This is a genomic window from Anaerolinea thermolimosa (genome assembly GCF_001050195.2).
In the GTDB taxonomy this organism is placed as follows: Bacteria; Chloroflexota; Anaerolineae; order Anaerolineales; family Anaerolineaceae; genus Anaerolinea; species Anaerolinea thermolimosa.
The window spans coordinates 43,127-60,527 of record NZ_DF967966.1 but is presented as its reverse complement, the minus strand read 5'-3'; the positions used below and the strand labels follow the sequence as shown (position 1 = coordinate 60,527).

General features: G+C 56.4%; 16 protein-coding genes. 10 read left to right on the top strand and 6 right to left on the bottom strand.

Annotation, left to right across the window (positions count from 1 at the left end):
* The first annotated feature begins 88 nt into the window (after positions 1-88).
* Genes ATHL_RS15740 through ATHL_RS15725 form a run of 4 tightly spaced genes read left to right on the top strand, consistent with a single transcriptional unit; the run spans position 89 to position 6,107 of the window.
* Positions 89-2,770 (top strand): PAS domain S-box protein, encoded by a 2,682-nt coding sequence (locus tag ATHL_RS15740; protein ID WP_062195791.1) that lies wholly within the window; start codon positions 89-91, stop codon positions 2,768-2,770.
* Positions 2,767-3,228, top strand: a complete 462-nt coding sequence (locus ATHL_RS15735; RefSeq protein WP_062195790.1) for a response regulator — start codon at positions 2,767-2,769, stop codon at positions 3,226-3,228. Before ATHL_RS15740 ends, ATHL_RS15735 begins: the two co-directional genes overlap by 4 nt.
* 10 nt (positions 3,229-3,238) lie before the next feature.
* Complete coding sequence (locus ATHL_RS15730; protein ID WP_062195788.1) at positions 3,239-5,239, top strand: diguanylate cyclase; 2,001 nt, start codon at positions 3,239-3,241, stop codon at positions 5,237-5,239.
* A complete protein-coding gene (locus tag ATHL_RS15725) occupies positions 5,181-6,107 on the top strand; it encodes a phosphotriesterase family protein (protein ID WP_162787764.1) in 927 nt (308 codons plus the stop codon). The genes ATHL_RS15730 and ATHL_RS15725 overlap by 59 nt, the downstream gene beginning before the upstream one ends.
* 26 nt (positions 6,108-6,133) lie before the next feature.
* On the opposite strand, the gene ATHL_RS15720 is transcribed toward ATHL_RS15725, so the two are convergent.
* The 3 genes from ATHL_RS15720 to ATHL_RS15710 all read right to left on the bottom strand — a co-directional run bounded on the left by ATHL_RS15720 (position 6,134) and on the right by ATHL_RS15710 (position 9,406).
* Complete coding sequence (locus ATHL_RS15720; protein ID WP_062195785.1) at positions 6,134-7,174, bottom strand: Gfo/Idh/MocA family protein; 1,041 nt, start codon at positions 7,172-7,174, stop codon at positions 6,134-6,136.
* Positions 7,175-7,199: 25 nt separating this feature from the next.
* Positions 7,200-8,342 carry an adenylyltransferase/cytidyltransferase family protein gene (locus ATHL_RS15715; protein ID WP_062195783.1) on the bottom strand — a complete coding sequence of 381 codons (1,143 nt, stop codon included), beginning with the start codon at positions 8,340-8,342 and terminating at the stop codon, positions 7,200-7,202.
* Between the two features lie 107 nt (positions 8,343-8,449).
* Positions 8,450-9,406: a hypothetical protein gene (locus ATHL_RS15710; protein WP_162787763.1), complete on the bottom strand. Its 957-nt coding sequence runs from the start codon at positions 9,404-9,406 to the stop codon at positions 8,450-8,452.
* Between the two features lie 109 nt (positions 9,407-9,515).
* Between ATHL_RS15710 and ATHL_RS15705 the strand changes: the two genes are divergently transcribed.
* From ATHL_RS15705 to ATHL_RS15675, 6 genes are all read left to right on the top strand, one after another.
* The gene (locus ATHL_RS15705; protein ID WP_062195780.1) at positions 9,516-10,154 is read left to right on the top strand and encodes a response regulator; all 639 of its coding nucleotides are present in this window, start codon (positions 9,516-9,518) and stop codon (positions 10,152-10,154) included.
* A 152-nt stretch (positions 10,155-10,306) separates the two neighbouring features.
* Positions 10,307-11,131 (top strand): inositol monophosphatase family protein, encoded by an 825-nt coding sequence (locus ATHL_RS15700; protein ID WP_062195778.1) that lies wholly within the window; start codon positions 10,307-10,309, stop codon positions 11,129-11,131.
* A complete protein-coding gene (locus ATHL_RS15695) occupies positions 11,128-12,906 on the top strand; it encodes a M3 family oligoendopeptidase (protein WP_062195777.1) in 1,779 nt (592 codons plus the stop codon). Before ATHL_RS15700 ends, ATHL_RS15695 begins: the two co-directional genes overlap by 4 nt.
* A 146-nt stretch (positions 12,907-13,052) precedes the next feature.
* Positions 13,053-13,700 (top strand): deoxynucleoside kinase, encoded by a 648-nt coding sequence (locus ATHL_RS15690; RefSeq protein WP_201798011.1) that lies wholly within the window; start codon positions 13,053-13,055, stop codon positions 13,698-13,700.
* Between the two features lie 34 nt (positions 13,701-13,734).
* On the top strand, positions 13,735-14,757 hold the full coding sequence (locus tag ATHL_RS15685; RefSeq protein WP_062195773.1) for a hypothetical protein: 1,023 nt from the start codon (positions 13,735-13,737) through the stop codon (positions 14,755-14,757).
* Positions 14,758-15,350: 593 nt separating this feature from the next.
* Complete coding sequence (locus tag ATHL_RS15675) at positions 15,351-15,611, top strand: stage V sporulation protein S (RefSeq protein WP_062195770.1); 261 nt, start codon at positions 15,351-15,353, stop codon at positions 15,609-15,611.
* 17 nt (positions 15,612-15,628) lie between these two features.
* Here the strand turns inward: ATHL_RS15675 and ATHL_RS15670 are convergent, their stop codons facing one another.
* The 3 genes from ATHL_RS15670 to ATHL_RS15660 all read right to left on the bottom strand — a co-directional run bounded on the left by ATHL_RS15670 (position 15,629) and on the right by ATHL_RS15660 (position 17,350).
* Positions 15,629-16,285 carry a deoxynucleoside kinase gene (locus tag ATHL_RS15670; RefSeq protein WP_062195768.1) on the bottom strand — a complete coding sequence of 219 codons (657 nt, stop codon included), beginning with the start codon at positions 16,283-16,285 and terminating at the stop codon, positions 15,629-15,631.
* A 15-nt stretch (positions 16,286-16,300) separates the two neighbouring features.
* Positions 16,301-17,074: a DsbA family protein gene (locus ATHL_RS15665; RefSeq protein WP_062195767.1), complete on the bottom strand. Its 774-nt coding sequence runs from the start codon at positions 17,072-17,074 to the stop codon at positions 16,301-16,303.
* Positions 17,075-17,176: 102 nt separating this feature from the next.
* On the bottom strand, positions 17,177-17,350 hold the full coding sequence (locus ATHL_RS15660) for a DUF362 domain-containing protein (protein WP_062195765.1): 174 nt from the start codon (positions 17,348-17,350) through the stop codon (positions 17,177-17,179).
* Between the last annotated feature and the right edge of the window lie 51 nt (positions 17,351-17,401).

Sequence of the window (17,401 nt, the reverse complement as noted above, 5' to 3'; positions counted from 1 at the left end):
ATAGTTTAATAAAGTAGATCATTTTTTACCCGCAATCCTGCCATGTTGCAGACATGCCAAAGGGGGAGCGGCCACAGAAAGGAAACTTTTGGACGATCAGAGCACGCTCAGGGAGGGAAGCCTGGCTGAAGAAAACGGAACATCGGTGTGGGCAACTCTTGCCGGGGCCAGAGGGGTTCTGCTGGCTGTGCTGGATGAATCGAATTGCATCCGGCGCGCCAACCAGGGGTTGTTGTCTCTCCTGAATATCGAATGGGAAACGCTCCAGGGGACGATCCTGGAGCGTTGGCTTTCAGAAGGGGATGGTGTTCATTTCCAGAAAAGGCTGGATGAAGTGCGCCAGACGAACCGTCCGGGGGCTTTCTGGGTATCCTGGCGTTCATCCGCGGGACATCCAATTTCAACCCGTCTGACCGTTGAGCCGCTCTCCGGCCAACCCGGCTGGCTGTTGATCGCCGGGCAGACGTTCCCTCAGGCTGATCCAGTTGATCCCCTCAATATTTTGGCCAAACTCCCCTTTCCGGTGGTGATACGCACCCTCCATACCGGTCAGCTTCATCCTCTCACCTGGCCGCCGGGGGTTCATTCCCGGTTTCCGCTGCCCCTGTCGGATGATCTTGAAAAAAGCTCTTTGTACACCCTCTGCCACCCTGAAGATCGTGAACGCCTGCAGGCGCATGACCGGACGATGGCGGGTGCGGCCGATGGAGAAGTACACACCCTCGAATGTCGTTTGCCCCACACCGGCGGCGAATGGCGCTGGTTTCTCATTCACGAGACAGCCTTCTCACGCGCCCCTGGCGGTGAAGCAACTCAGGTGTTAAGCGCCCTTCAGAGCATCCATGAACAGCACCGGGAGGAAGAGGAACAACTGCGGCTGATCGAAATCATCGAGAGCACCCCCGATGTCATTGGCACCCTTGCCACCAGCGGTGAAGTGGTCTATCTCAACTGGGCAGCACGCGAGTTTTTCGGGGTGGGCATGGGCAGCCTGAATCACCTTTCGCTGGAAAACCTGGCCCCCCGCAGGGAAGTCGAACGTATCCAGCAGGAGGGTATCCCCGCCGCCCTGCGCGAAGGATTCTGGAGCAGCCAGGCCGCCCTGCTTTCGGCAGGGGGCGAAGAGATGCCCGTCTCCCTCGTCCTGCTGGCACACTCGTCCGACAGCGGCACGATCAACCATTTTTCTTTCCATGCCCGTGATACCCGTGAAGCGCATCGCCTGGCTGAAGAACTGCGCCGCGCACGCGATGAGCTGGAAAAACGCGTGGCCGAGCGCACCGCCGAATTACGCCGCAGTGAAACCCTTTACCGCACCCTGGCCGAGGCCGCGCCCGATATCGTCATGGTGATTTCTACCGAGGGAAAGATCGAATACGCCAACCAGCGGGCGGCGTTTTTCTTCGGGAAAAGCGTGGAAGAACTGAACGGCCAGTCGGTGATCCACCTGTTCCCCGAAGACGCCGGTCAGCGCCTCTGGAAGCGTATCCGTCAGGTGGTACGGAGCGGCCAGGCTCTGGCTTTTGAAAGTAAAAACATCTTCCACGGCGTACCCTTCTGGCTGGATACCATCCTGGTGCCCGTACACGACGAGGAAAACCATCTCACCCATGTACTGGGGGTCTCGCGGGACGTCTCGCGCCGCAAACAGATCGAAGAAGACCTGTATCGCTCTCGCCACATGTTGCAGTTGATCCTCGACCACATCCCCCAGCGGGTATTCTGGAAAGATACCCAACTGCGCTTCCTGGGAGCCAACCGGGCATTTCTGGAAGATGCCGGGCTGAATTCCGTCGAGGAGCTGATCGGCAAACTGGATACAGACCTCCCCTGGAAGGCCAACGCCGCACAATACCAGGCGGACGACCGCGCCGTCATGGAAAGCGGGGAAGAAAAGCTGGGCTATGAAGAGCCCCAGACACGCCCCGACGGGCACACTCTCTGGCTGCAGACGAGTAAAATTCCCCTGCGCGAACGCGATGGCCACGTCTTTGGTGTACTGGGTACTTATGAGGATATCACTGAGATTAAACGCACAGCTCAGAGTCTGGCGGCATTGAATACCGAACTGGCGCGCTCCAACGCTGAACTGGAGCAGTTTGCCTCGGTCGTTTCTCACGACCTGCAGGAACCCCTGCGCATGATTGCAAGCTTTACCCAGCTCCTCGAACGCCGCTACGGCGGCCAGATGGATGAACGCGGCCGAAAGTATATGGGCTACATTGTCCAGGGAACCCAGCGCATGCAACAAATGATCCATGACCTGCTGGCTTATTCACGGGTAAGCACCCACGCCCGGCCACTGGTAGCCGTGGACTGTAACCGGCTGGTTGAGCAGGTCATTTTCAATCTGCAGGCAACCCTCCAGGAAAGCGGCGGAAGAGTGGAGGTCTCTCCACTGCCGGTAATCAAGGCAGACGAGCCTCAGCTCTTTCAGGTATTTCAAAATTTGATCGGCAACGCCCTCAAATTCCGGCGTGAGGGGGTTTCTCCGCTGGTGCAGGTTTCGGCCAGCCGCGAAGCGCAGGCCTGGCGCTTTGCCATCGCCGATAACGGCATCGGGATTGACCCTCAGTTCAAAGAGCGCATCTTTAACCTGTTTCAACGCCTGCACACCCCTGATGAATACCCCGGAACAGGCATCGGCCTTGCCCTGTGCCGAAAAATTATCCGTAAACACGGCGGAGAGATCTGGTTTGATTCCACCCCCGGAAAAGGTTCTACCTTTTTCTTTACCATTCCTGATCAGCCTGAGGAGGATAGCTCATGAGAGCCAAGCCCGAACGGCACGTGAATATTTTGATGATCGATGACAACCCGGCAGATATTGAGCTGGTTCGCGAGTCCTTCGAAGACCAGGCAGTTGCCGCAACACTCTTTGCGGCGCGCGGGAGCAGCCAGGCCATGGCCATTTTAAAGGGAGTTTCACCGGCCCAGCCAGCAATGCCCGATTTAATCCTGCTTGATCTCAAAATGCCCGGTATGAACGGCTTCGATTTTCTCCAGGAGCTCCGCCGCGATGGAAACCTGCAAAGCATCCCGGTGGTGATTCTGACCAGTTCATCGGCCCAGGAAGATATTGACCGCAGTTATCAACTGCACGCCAACGCCTATGTGGTGAAACCAACCGGCCTGGATCAATTCGCCCAGTTTGTGCAATCCATTCGTTCCTTCTGGCTGGAGACAGCCCGCTTGCCTTCCCCCCAAACCGGGAAAGCCCTTTATTAATGAGGCGCCCTTGAGCAGAGAGATCCTTCACGTGCTGAACATTGAGGACAACCCGGCGGATGCCGATTTGTTGATGGAAACACTGGCCCTTCCAGATATGCCTGCGCGTCCTCCCCAGAGCATCCACATCCACTGGGTGCCGCGCCTGGAACAGGGACTGGCCCACATGGTGGCTGAGACCTTTGACGCCATTTTACTCGACCTGAATCTACCTGACAGCCGCGGTTTAGATACCCTCCTCAAAGTGCGCAGCCTGGCCCCGAATACCGCTATTCTGGTGATGACCGGCAATGATGATGAAGAACTGGCCCTCAGGGCCGTGCAGGCCGGTGCACAGGATTACCTGGTCAAAGGACAGGTTAATAGCGCGCTGCTGGAACGCGCCATTCGGTATGCCATTGAACGGAAACGCATCGAGTCAGCGCTCAACCGGCGCGCCAGCGAACTGGAAGCCCTTTACCAGACTTTTCTGGAGATCAACACAGGCTTCGAACTCTCCACCGTATTAAACTCGATCGTGGAACGGGTGGCACACCTCATCAATGCCCCCATGGTGGGGTTGTTCCTGCTCAACCCAGAAGATGAAAGTCTGATTCTCACCGTGGCGCATGATGAGATGGCACGCTATATCGGAGCAGTCATTCAACCCGGTGAAGGGGTGACCGGGCGAGTCGCCCAGACGGGGCAGCTCATGAACGTGCCCGATTATGAGCACTGGCCGTATCACGCGGCGGTATTTGCCAGTGCACCGTTCAAGCGCGTGCTGGCCATTCCCTTGAAGGTACAGGGCCGGGTGATCGGGGTCATCCACATCAGTGACGACCGTCACACCGGCCTGTTCGACGCCGATGAAGTGCGCCTGGCGAGTATGCTGGCTGACCAGGCCGCGCTTGTGGTTGAGAAAGCCCGCCTTCTGGAAGCAGAAAAACAGCGCAGCCTGGAACTGGCGCGTTCGAACCGGGTGATCGCCGCTCTGAACGGGGTCTCCAGCCGCCTTCAGGCCACCATGGATACCGAACAGATCATGGAAACGGTAGGCGCTGAATTACAAAACCTGGGGGTTTTTCTGGAAATTGCCCGCCTCGATCCCGAAAGTGGGGATTTGGTGGTTCAGTACATTTCACTGGATCAACACGCCCTGGCCGAAGCCGAAGCTCTGGTCGGCCACCCCATCCCCAGCCTGCACCGGGGTGATGTGCTTCAACATCCCCTGCGTTTGCTGGAAGAACGGAAGCCGCGCTTCAACAACCAGGTATGGCAAATGTTCGCCAGTACCTTCGGAGATATACCCCGCGAGGTCATCCATACCGCGCTGGCCAAACTGCGCATCACCCCTGAGACCTGTTCCATCTTTTTGCCAATGATGGTGAAGGACCGCCCGGTAGGCGCCCTGCTCATCTGGGGCAATGACCTGGTCGAAAATGATGTGCCCGCCTTCACCGTCTTTGCCGGTCAGGTCACCGCCGCTTTAGAAAACGCCCGGCTCTATAACGAAATCCAAAAACTGGCCATCATGGACGAACTGACCGGTCTGTACAACCGGCGGGGGTTTTTCACCCTGGCCCAGCAGCAAATCCGCGTGGCCGAGCGGCTCAACTCGGGGCTTTTGCTCATCTTTGCCGACATTGACGGGATGAAAGAGATCAACGATACCCTCGGTCACCAGATGGGCGACCAGGCCCTGAAAGACGCCGCCCACATTCTCAGGCAAACGTACCGCACTGCCGATGTCATCGCGCGTATGGGCGGAGATGAATTTGCCGTGCTGGCAATGATGAGTGAGAAGCCCGAGACCGGCCCCCTGGCACGGCGGCTGGCGGAGCAGGTGGAAGAGTTCAACGCCACCCACCCCCTTCACGCGCCGACGCACGCATGTACACTGAAAAACGTGCCAAAAAGGAACAAGGATGATTTCCCCTTCTTCAACCCCACCTCTCCCGACTTCAAAAACCGTGTCTACCGTTCTCGGAGTGGTGCCGCTGCATGCCATCGGCCTGACCGACGCCCATAACCACGTCTGGATCAATCCGCCAGCCGGAGTGGCGCCCGGCGCCCCGGTTTTAAACGATTACGGGGCTTCGCTTCGAGAACTTCTCCTGTTTCATCAGGCGGGCGGCAGAGCCCTGCTGGATTTTCAGCCCTATGGTTGCGGGCGCGATGCGCGCGTCCTCCGGCAACTGGCTCGCGAAAGCGGTGTGCATCTCATCACCTGCACGGGCTTTCACCTGCGCAAGTATTACCCCCCCGAAAGCCCTCTGTGGGAGCTTTCAACCGAGGCCGCCTCTGATCTGTTCATCAGAGAAATTACCCTGGGCACCGAGGAAACCCTTTCAGAAAGAGACCCGGCCCCTGTGCGGGCGGGGTTCATCAAAGCCGCATGTGAAGCCACCCTGGAGGCTTCGCCCCGCCATCTTTTCGAGGCGGCAGCCTGCGCGGCCCGGCAGACAGGGGCGATGGTGGCCGTGCACACCGAAAAAGGCGCCAGCGCTGAGCAAATTGTAGATTTTTTCCATCGTCAGGGTCTGCCACCCACCCGGTTAATGCTCTGCCATATGGATAAGCGCCCCGATCCTCTCCTGCACCAGGAACTGGCCCGGGCGGGCGTCTTACTCGAATATGATACCTTCTTCCGCCCCCAGTATCATCCTGAAGAAAGGCTCTGGCCCCTGCTCGAGGCCATGGGAAAGGCCGACCTGTGCGGCTCGATAGCGCTCGCCACCGACCTGGCCGACCTTTCCATGTGGGCCTCCACCGGCAAAGGGCCGGGGCTGGCCAGCCTGCCCTCAATCATCCGGGCACGCCTGTTCGAGCGGGGCTTCAACCCTGCGGAGGTGCAGGCTATGCTGGGCGAAAACGTGCTCCAGCGCCTGGCTGGCTGAAGGGAAAAACCCCGGCCATATCCCTTTCAGGCAATCTGCACCGGGCCGCCTTCCGCCGCTGAACGGTACAGCGCATCTAAAATTTCCATCACCAGCAGGCCTTCTTCGCCGGTGGCTGTGTGCGGGCGGTCGTTGAGGATGGCATCGACAAAATGATAATAAGAACTCACCGCGCCGGGCAGAGGTGGATGCAATTTCATGTCAAATTGGGCGCCGTCTTTTTCAAGGTAAATCTCAGCCTCAAATTTATACGTTTCATCCACATTGCGTTGCACCAGGCCGGCTTTCGTGCCGTAGAGGCGTGTTTCCATCAATTCGCTTTCTTTGATATTCGCCGCCCAGGAAGCCTCTAAAACGAGGGTGGCGCCGTTGGCAAATTTAATCAACCCCACGGCAAGATCTTCCACATCGAAGGCTTTCCCCATGCGCGCAGCCAGTTCAGAACCGATGGGGTTATATGTACTGCCCAACACCCAGACCGGCCTGGGGTATCCCATCAGCCACAGCGCCAGGTCGAGGCGGTGCACCCCCAGGTCGATGAGCGGCCCACCTCCCGAAAGCGCCTTCTGACCAAACCAGCCACCAAATCCCGGCAAGCCCCGCCGGCGGTGCCAGACCGTGCGCGCGAAGTAAACATCGCCCAGAATGCCCGAATCCACCTGCTGTTTGAGCGCCCGGCTTTGCTCGGAAAACCGGTAAGAGAAATTGATCATCAATCGCTTACCGGCCTTCTGCGCCGCGGCCAGCATTTCACGGCCTTCTGCCGCACTCATAGCCATGGGTTTTTCACACAGCACATGGCACCCCGCCTCCAAAGCGGCCACCGTGAGGTCGCGGTGGAATTTATTGGGGGTTGCCACACTCACCAGATCCAGCTTCTCTTCTTCCAGCATTTGCTGGGCGCTGGTATAGCGATGAGACACATGGTATTGATCACAGATCTCGTTGAGGCGTTTTTCGTCCACGTCGGCAGCGGCTACAACCTCCGCCCCGGGGTGAGCCTGATAACCGGCAATGTGATGCCGCCCCATGCCCAGCCCAATGACACCAATACGAAGTTTCTCCATGAATGTTTGCTCCTGAAAAAGTGGGTTAATCGGATTTCCGGCGAATCAAAATCCGGATCGCCTGTTCGATGGGTTTGTCGGCCACGAGGATGAGGTACCCCCCGCCGCCCGCGCCGGAGAGCTTCCAGCCGAGGGCGCGTTCCCGATACTGATCGATCATCTCAGCCACCATATCGGTCATCATGAGCGGGAACATGGCCACCTGAGCTTCGAAGGACTCGCGAAAATGACGTCCAAAGCGTTGAATGTCGTGCGCCAGGATGGCATCCCAGCAGGCCAGCGCCGCATCGGAGAGGGCTTTGGCGCGGTCGCGGTCAATGTGTGTGCGAGAGAGTACGTCGAACTCCTGCCCGCGGGGCCCCAGGGGCACCAGGTAGAGCGATTGTTCAATGAATTGCAGGGTTGGTTCATCGTGCACCGATTCAATACGCTCTGGCCAGTACTCTCCCCGGTAATGCGAGATATTCAGTCCCGGAAAAACAATGCCAATGCTATCCTGAGAGCCTGAGATAAAGGGTTTACCTGGGGGGTTATCGTAGCAGAAAAGAATCTTCGCCAGCTTTTCGGAATCGCCCACGGGTAAACGCGGCCCCCACAGGTCAAGCGCGGCGCGGCGCGTGCTGGAAGCCATGCCGCTCCGATCGTTGAACTCAACGGTTGGCTCAATCGATACGGTAATGACGGGGCCGGGATAAAATTTTGAAACAAAGGGCTGGTCGAGCCATCCCCCGGCAATATCCACCCGGAACGGCATGGTCACCACCGAGCGCATCCCGGTAGAAGAGCGGGCAATCAGCCCGGGGCGCGGTGTGCGCTGTAAAACAATGTATTCCACGCCATATTCTTCACACAGGCGGCGTTTGGCCTGTAGGTTACCGTCTTCGTTGACGATGAATATATCGGGCCGAATGCGTTTGAATTCGTCGAGAAAATCGAGCACTCCCGAACCCTGCGAAAGAAAAGCCCGTTTAACGCTCCCCAATGATTGCAGCATGTACAGGCGTTCCTCTTCGCTGTTGACCGGGGGGTACCCCTTAAGCTCATAGAACGTGCGGTCAGAACCTACGGCCACATACACGTCCCCATAACGGGCTGCTTCTTCAAGGAAAGCCACGTGGCCACTGTGAAGCAGGTCAAAGAAGCCACTGACGAATACTTTTTTAGGCATGGTGGGGGATTCTCCAGAAAAGGCAGGATAGACACAACCCATTGTACTCAGCTTCAGGGTAAGCTGGAAGACGTGCCACAACCATGAATATTACACCTCAAGAGAAATTAAATGACTGTATTTTTATGGTCAGGCCACAGGCGGTGAAAAAAGCGAGCAAGAATGGGTTGATAATGCGAAGTAAAATCCACCAGCAGGATGGCTGCCGGTAAGACCCAGCCCCACATTCTCCAGGTCTCAGCAAGGGCACTGGCCGGATATACAAGCGCCCAGGATAGAAGCAGCCCCAGCGGAGAAGAAACCAGGACCAGCAATGTTGAGGAATGATAAAGTGTAAAATAAGGGCTGGCGAGCAAGGTTGCCGCGGCAATCATGCGCAGGCGCTTCTTCTGATCAGCCACCCTCGGCAACACCGCCAGTGGAATAAACACCAATCCATAAGGCCAGATAGCTGCAACCCAGGCTGGATTAGGATGAACAATCTGAAGACTAACCAGCCATCGCTCGACCCAGCCGGGCCAGAACAAAAAGGTGAGGGCTAAAGCCAGCCCAGCTACCGGCAACCCCCACAGCAAAGCTTTGAACCCCCGGTCTCGCCCTACCCACCACGAGACAAGCAACAATGGCCCCAGCCCCACCTGAGGTTTAACCGAAAACAGAAGCCACATCAGGCCGACCCATGCAGGATGAACCCGCCTTTTGATCAGAAGCGCCGCAACCAGCAGGCCCGCAATCGAGAAAATCTCAATCTGCCCCAGCCAGATATTCCACACCATAGGCGCAGAGAAAACCGCAAACCACCAGTTTCGGTTATCCCAGGCCAGAGCCGCAAGGCCAGCCCCCAAGATGGTGAGGAAAATGAGCACCTGCCAGCTACGGGGCCACCCCAGCCATGAAAGCGGAACCGTGAAAAGATAAGCCTGAGCAGGAACTACTGTGTCGGTTCGAGGAGAACGCATAAAGAAATACAATGCATCAAAACCACCCGGCAGAAAACTGCCCGCGATTGCAAAACCAGCCGCTACGCCAAGGAGGAGAAAGAAAGAACGTGAAGCCTGTTTCATGGTTCGATTGTAATATAACAGGGGTGAAATCTTCAGCAGGTCGCTCACCTTTCAATATTGTAGAGCCAATTTTCTTGAAGAGAGGGCAAAGCTCGGCTAAAATCAAACCATGAGTGTACCTTACGGTCCAATTCTGGTCGTGGAAGACGTTCCGCACGTGCTGGAACTGCTGGAAGTTACCCTGCGTTTCAAGGGCTATCCGGTCATCACAGCGCGTAATGGCGAAGAAGCCCTGGAACAGGTAGCGCGTGAGAAGCCTGCCCTGATCATTGCCGATATTCTCATGCCCAGGATGGACGGGTTTGCCATGGCACACCACCTGAGGAAAGACCCGCTCACCCGGCAAATCCCCATCATTTTCCTCTCGGCCACCTACGTGACCCCCGAAGACAAGCAGTTTGCCCTCAGCCTGGGGGCCGTGCGCTTCATGGAAAAACCCATCGATACGGAAGAATTCTTGCTCACCGTGGCCGAGATTTTAACCTCCGGCGCTCCCAGCCTGCCCCCGCCCATGCAGGAGCGAGAGTTTTATCAGGGATACCGCGAACGTCTGGAGCAAAAATTGCGCCACAAGAACACCCAGATCCTCCGCACCGAACGGCTGCTGGCCAGCCTCCCTGAAGAACAAAAGCCAGCCTTCGAGGCGCTGCTCAAAAGTGCCATCGCCGACCGCGACGAAATTCAGCGTGAACTCGATCAGCTCCTCCAGATTCTTGACGAGTGGAAAACCTCTCCTCCTCAAGGCTGATCCCCTCCATCCCTTTTTGAGCCTGCTTATCTCTTTCTCCTCTTCCCATGGAAGGGCATTTGAGCCGCTCGCCAGGTGGCCGGTTGAGGAGCGTATCCAACCATGCCCGGCCCTTTGGCCTGCACTGGCCACAGGGGGTATAATACGGGTCTATGCAACCCACTCTTGCCGATCTACAGGCCTGCGCCCGTCAGGCCGGTGAATTTTTGTGTCAGGGCTACGGGCTTCAACACACCTTCGAACACAAAGGACGTATCGACCTCGTTACAGAGTACGACAAGCGCTCCGAGGAGATCCTCCTCGGAATGATCCGTTCGCGCTTTCCCGGTCACAGCATTCTTTCTGAAGAAACGGGCTCGCACCCGGGAGATGAAGATCATCGCTGGTACATTGACCCCCTGGATGGAACCACCAACTTTGCTCACGGACTGCCCATCTTTGCCGTCTCCATCGCGTATGCCGACCGGCAGGGTGTGCGTCTGGGAGTAGTCTACGACCCCACTCGCGATGAGATGTTCAGCGCCGAACGCGGCTTCGGTGCCTGGCTGAATGGGAAGCCCCTGCATGTGTCTCCTGCTTCAGACCTGTTACAGAGTCTTCTCACCACAGGTTTTGCCTATGACGACTGGGTGATTGACACCAACCTTAAGCTCTTCGACCGCCTCCAGCGGCTGACTCAAGGGGTGCGCCGGCTGGGTTCAGCCGCGCTCGATCTGTGTTATGTGGCCGCGGGGCGGGTGGATGGCTACTGGGAGGTTTCGGTTCAGCCCTGGGACCTGGCTGCCGGAGGACTGATTGCCGCCGAAGCCGGTGCGCTCGTCACCAACTTGCAGGGTGGAGCAGATTATCTCACACCGCCCTGTAACATCCTGGCGGCCAACCCTGTTTTACATGATGTGCTGTTCCAAACCATCCATGCCGAAGGTGCCTTACCCGGCCTACAGAACCACCATGATTTGAGGAAAGGGAAAAAATGAGCACGCCATCAACTTATCAGAGCACACGCTGGTCTTTGAATGATCTGTTTTCGGGAAAACCCGAGGAGATCGAAGCTGCTTTCTCCACGCTGGAAACTCTGGTGCAGGAATTTGAGGGCCTGCGTCCGCTTTTGCGCCCCGAGATTTCCTCAGAGGAGTTCCTGAAAATGGTGCAAAAAATGGAAGCCATTCAGGAGCTTGGCTACCGCCTCTACGGGTATGCGGGGCTTTCCTTCGCCGCCAATACCCAGGATCAAAACGCGCTGACATTGATCGGCCGGGTAGAGCAGTTCCTGGCTGAGATGAGCAATCGCATTCTCTTTTTCAGTCTGTGGTGGAAGGCTCTTGATGATGAAAACGCCGCCCGCCTGATGAAAGATGCCGGTGATTTTACCTACTGGCTGGAAGAGATGCGGCACTTCAAGCCGTACACCCTCTCTGAACCGGAAGAGAAAATCATCAATCTCAAAAATGTCACCGGCGCCAGCGCCATCGAACGCCTTTACGACTCGTACACCAACCGTTACACCTTTACCCTGGAGGTGGACGGCGAGGTGAAAGAGCTAACTCGCGGCGAGTTAATGGTCTATGTGCGCCAGCACGACCCCGATCTGCGCGCCCGTGCCTACCAGGAGCTTTACCGGGTTTACGGGAAGGATGGCGCCATCCTGGGGCAGATGTATCAGGCGCTGGCACGTGACTGGCGCAATGAAAACCTGATCCTGCGCGGTTATTCCTCACCCATCGCGGTGCGCAACCTGGCCAACGATATTCCCGATGATGTGGTTGAAACCCTGCTGGATGTGTGCCGTAAGAATACCCCCGTCTTCCAGCGCTACTTTAATCTCAAGGCACGCTGGCTGGGCATGGAACGCCTTCGCCGTTACGATATTTATGCGCCGGTGGCCAGGTCTGATAAACGCTATGCATTCGAGCACGCCGCCGAAATGGTGCTCGACTCGTTCCAGCAGTTTGACCCACAATTCAGCACGCTGGCAAGGCGGGTCTTCGAGGAAAACCACCTGGATAGTGAAGTGCGCAAAGGAAAACAAAGCGGGGCTTTCTGCTCAACAGTCAACCCGCGCATCACCCCGTGGGTATTGCTTAACTATCAGGGCAGGGCCGATGATGTGGCTACCATGGCGCACGAACTGGGACACGCCATTCATTCGATGATGGCCGCCGATCACAGTATCTTCACCTTCCATGCTTCGCTTCCACTGGCCGAAACAGCCTCAACCTTCGGCGAAATGATGCTCGTTGACCGCCTGCTGGCCGAGGAAACAGACGAAGCCGTGCGCCGCGATATTCTCTTCCGGCAGGTGGACGACTCTTACGCCACCATCCAGCGGCAGGCCTATTTTGCCCTCTTCGAAAAACAGGCGCACGAGATGGTACATCAGAACGCTTCGGTGGACGAGATGGCCGCCGCCTACCTTGAAAACCTGAAGGAACAGTTTGGCGAGGCGGTGGAAGTGAGCGACGAATTCCGCTGGGAATGGGTTTCCATCCCGCATATTTTCTCCACACCTTTCTATGTGTACGCCTATGCCTTCGGCCAGCTGCTGGTGCTTTCGCTCTACCGGCAGTTCAAGCAGGAAGGAGAGGCTTTTAAACCGCGGTTCAAGAAAATCCTGGCGGCAGGCGGCTCGATGGCACCCGCAAAATTGCTGGCCGAAGCCGGAATCGATATTCACCAGGCAGACTTCTGGCAGGGCGGCTTCGCCGTCATCAACGAACTTGTGAGCCAGTTAGAGCAGATCCCTGTTTCATGAAGTTTTCACCGGCCAGAAGGTTCGGCACCTGCCTGTAAAGGAGAAGCAACTCAGCAAACGCGAGCAGCTTCTCCGATTCGGAGTTCTCCACAGTCTGTGGAGAAAACTATGGTATATATTGAGTGAGATCACCTCAGGAGATGAGCATGTACCTTGCAATTGAGGGCGTGATTGGCGTCGGAAAGACCACCCTGGCGCGTCTGCTTCAACCCTCCTTCCAGGCCAATCTGCTGCTGGAAGTCTTCGAAGAAAATCCATTTCTCAGTAAATTCTATGAAGATCGTGCACGTTATGCGTTTCAGACGCAGATCTTCTTCCTCCTCAGCCGCTACCATCAGCAGCGGCGGGGCATTCCAGAGCTGACCCGTGACGGGAAAAATCTGATCAGCGATTACACATTCGAGAAAGACGCGCTATTCGCGGGCATCAACCTGCAGGGAGACGAACTGGAAATGTATCATCGGGTGCATGAGGCCCTGGCCGAGAAAGTCCAATCGCCTGATCTGATCGTTTACCTGCGCGCCAGCACCGACCTGCTCATGGCACGCATCACCCAGCGCGATCGCCCTTACGAACGCAACATGGAACGCGCATACATCGCTGAGCTTAACCGGGCTTACGACGAATTCTTCTTACACCGGCACGTGCACACTGCTCCGGTGCTGGTTATTGAGGCAGACCGGCTCGATTTCGTGCGTTTTCCCGAAGATTTGCACTGGATCGAGAACCGCATCCGCCAGGCGTTAGAGCTGGCGCCCTACCAGCCCGAACTGCCCCTGCCCCTGCACGAGTAGATTGGAGACGGCGCATTCAAATCAGGGAGGTTTCATGCGCATCACTCGCGATACTCTGCTCCGCATTGCCCGCGAAACAGCCGAACAACGGGCAAAGATCAGCCGCAGGTTGATCTGTATTTACCTGGTGGGTTCCTGCCTGAGCGAAGACCCCCTGCTGGGGGGTACCACAGATATTGATCTGGTGATCATCCACGACAGTGAACCCCTCGAACCCCGCGAAATGGTGCGACTGAGCGATGAAATCCACCTGGATATCAGTCACTACTCCGAAGCGTTGTTCCGCCAGCCGCGGCAATTACGCACTCACCCCTGGCTGGGGCCTTTCATCTATAACAAACCCCTGGTGCTTTACGACTCGCGTCACTGGTTCGATTACATCCAGGCCGCCACGGGGGCACAGTTCCTCCAGCCAGAGTACGTGCTGGCGCGAGCACGGGCTCTGGCCAGCCTCGCCCGCCAGGAATGGAGCAATCTCGCTTTTGCCCCCTCTTCTGACCATCGCCGTCGGGTGGTTGGTTTTCTGAAGGCACTTGAGAACGCCGGGAACGCCTTCGCCGTTCTCACCGGCCCACCGCTCACCGAACGGCGTTTTTTACTGGAGCTTCCCCGTCGGGCCGCAGCACTGGGCAGGCCACAGCTTTCGGCCAGCCTCTCTGCGTTGCTGGCCGGTGAAGTGGAGGTGAGCGATGATGTCTGGCAAAGCTGGATGCGTCACTGGGATGAAGCCTTCCAGCAGGTTTCTTCGCAGGAGACCTTCCCCACCCGCTTACACTCCTGCCGCAGTGCGTATTACAGCCGCGCCGCCAGTGCCCTGTGGGAAGGAAACCCCGGAGCGGCCTTCTGGGTTTTAATGCGCATCTGGACGCTCTCTGTGGCGCACGTTCCGGCAGACTCTCCGGTTATTTTACCCTGGCAGGAAACCTGCCAGATGGTGGGCCTGGATCGAAACCACTTCGCAAGCCGTCTGGAGGCCCTGGATGCCTATCTTGATCAGGTAGAAGAAATCCTCGATGCCTGGGGAGAAAACCATGGCGTCATACCCTTTCAAGAGTGAACCACCCCCAGATATGGAAACGTTCACGCACAGTAAGAACCCGGTAAAATTGTGGATAAAATGAGGAAAACTGTGGATAACCCCCTTTGAATGTGGATAAGTCCAGAAATTTTGTCCGAAAACTCATCCGGCCTTTCCAGCCCACCCCCCCAGATCTGGGGGGGTATTTTCACACCGCGCCATATCTTTTCTGTGCGGAAAACCCTGTGGAAAATGTGGATAACTTATTTCCGAACTATCCCAAACGCCCTGTGGATAAAAAAGGCCTCTTCAAACCCCGGATACCGGTGGTTAAGGGGGAGTATCCCCCATATCTGGCGTTTTTAAAGCCAGATTTACGAGTTATCCACATATCCCCAGCCCCTACTGTTAATACGAATCCATCCTTATCATTGATTAATGAGCATGGATAAGGGAAAAGCCTGCCAGCTCAGTCTGGAATCTTCTCATGGCCAAATTGTATCCATTTGATATAGATTATCTCTTGAATCTCGAATAGCTTTTCGTTACAATCAGAATGCAGGCGTAATGCCCCCTTGGCATGAAAATAGCTTCGCGCGCGTCATCGATTTCAAGGAAGGAGAACCATTGCAATGGACGTGATCAAGGTCAAAGCAAATTCCCGCACTGCAGCCGTGGCGGGGGCGATTGCCGGTGTGGTTCGGGAGCACAAACGTGCTGAAGTGCAGGCGATCGGCGCAGGTGCAGTGAACCAGGCCATTAAGGCGCTGGTGCTGGCAAAAGGGTACCTGGCAGAGGATGGAATTCCCATCGTTGCCGTACCGGAGTTTGTAGATGTAGAAATTGAAGGGAAGGTGCGTACCGCCATCAAGCTGGTGGTTGAGCCACGCTGATATATGGATGTTTGAACCTAAATCTGAGCGATTTCATCGGGGGCAAAGATGACCACGTCTTTGCCCGCCAGTTTTTCATGGATTTTGCGCGCCACCAGCTCCAGGTGCATGGGGCGCGCAACGTAATTTAATTGATCGGCGGGCACGGTGAGCACCGGGCAAAGGGTGAAGTTCTCGATCCACCGCTCATATAACTCGTTCAGACTCTCGAGGTAGGCCCGGCTGATGCCCCGTTCATAATCACGGTTGCGCCGGGCAATCCGTTCAAGCAGGGTCTCAGGGGTGGCCCGCAGGTAGATGACCAGGTCGGGCGGGGGGAGAAATTCAATCAATCCGTGGTATAGGGCGCGGTAAGTCTCCCAGTCACGTGCGTCAATCAGTCCCTGCTGGTGAAGGTTTGCGGCAAAAATTTCTGCGTCTTCGTAGATGCTGCGGTCTTGAATGACCGATTCGGCACAGCGGATGATCTGACGGTGAATTTGCAGGCGGTTGGCCAGGAAGAATACCTGTGAATGAAAACCCCAGGCGGCCATGTTCTGATAAAAGTCGGCCAGGTAGGGGTTCCGGGATTCCGGCTCGTAAAAAGGTTGCCAGCCCAGCTTCTGACACAACAACTGAACCAGGGTAGATTTACCCACTCCAATGTTTCCAGCCACGGTGATGTAACGTTTCATCCTGCTTTTCCCTGCTTATTTTGGGATTTCCCCGTTCAGTTCCATGTCGATAACCTGTTTGAAGACTTCGTACGGCTGTGCACCGACCAGCGCCAGACCGTTGATGAAAAAGGTGGGGGTAGAACTGATCCCCAGCTCTGCGGCATACTGGTAATCGGCCTGAATTTCGTTCTGGTAGCGTTCTTCGTCCATGCAGGTTTTGAAGGAGGCAACATCAAGGCTGAGTTGAGCGGCGAGCAGTTCATAAGTATCGCGGCTGAAGCGCTCGGTGGTAGCGAACAGGGCATCGTTGTATTCCCAGTACTTTCCCTGCTCACCGGCGCAGTTGGCCGCCAGCGCCGCTGACTCGGCATTTGCATGCAGGCCGTAGAGAGGAAAATCGCGGTAAACCAGGCGTACCTTGTCTCCATACTCTGTTTTGATGCGCGGCCAGACCTCATTATGCCATTTACGGCAGAAGGGACATTCGTAGTCGCTGAATTCGATGATGGTAATGGGTGCATTGGCCGGGCCGTAAATGGGGTCGTTATCCAGGGGTACATCGTAGCGTTTGACCTGCTGGGGGGCGGCTCCTTGCTCTTCAAGTGCGGCCTGTGCTGAAGCCAGTTGAATGCGCAGGCTGTTGACCTGCTTCCGCAACGGGAGTGAGAAAAGCACATAACTTAATACCATTCCAAGCCCAAAGGCAAGGGGCAACCAGTAAAGCCAGCGCAGGCTGCGCCGGGGTTTGGCAGTTGTCTCAGATGGAACTCCTGCCGGTAGAGAGCTTTCGGGTAATTCTGTGTCCATACGTCCGATTATACCGAAGAAACGCCTGAACGATTCCCCCCTGCACGCCAGAAAAAAAGGAGCCCCCTGAGTGGGGGCTCCGGGCGACTTCCGCAGGAGAAATCAGGCTTTGGAGATACTGCCCGTGGGGCATACTTCAGCGCAGGAACCACAATCCTGGCACTTGGCCGGATCGATGACGTAATATTCACCCTCCAGCGAAATGGCTCCCTCGGGGCACTCGCTTTCGCAGGCGCCGCACTGAATGCACTCATCTTTCGAAATTACGTATGCCATAGCACACTCCTTGATAAAAATGGATCAACCAATCCTGAATGATTGCCCGAC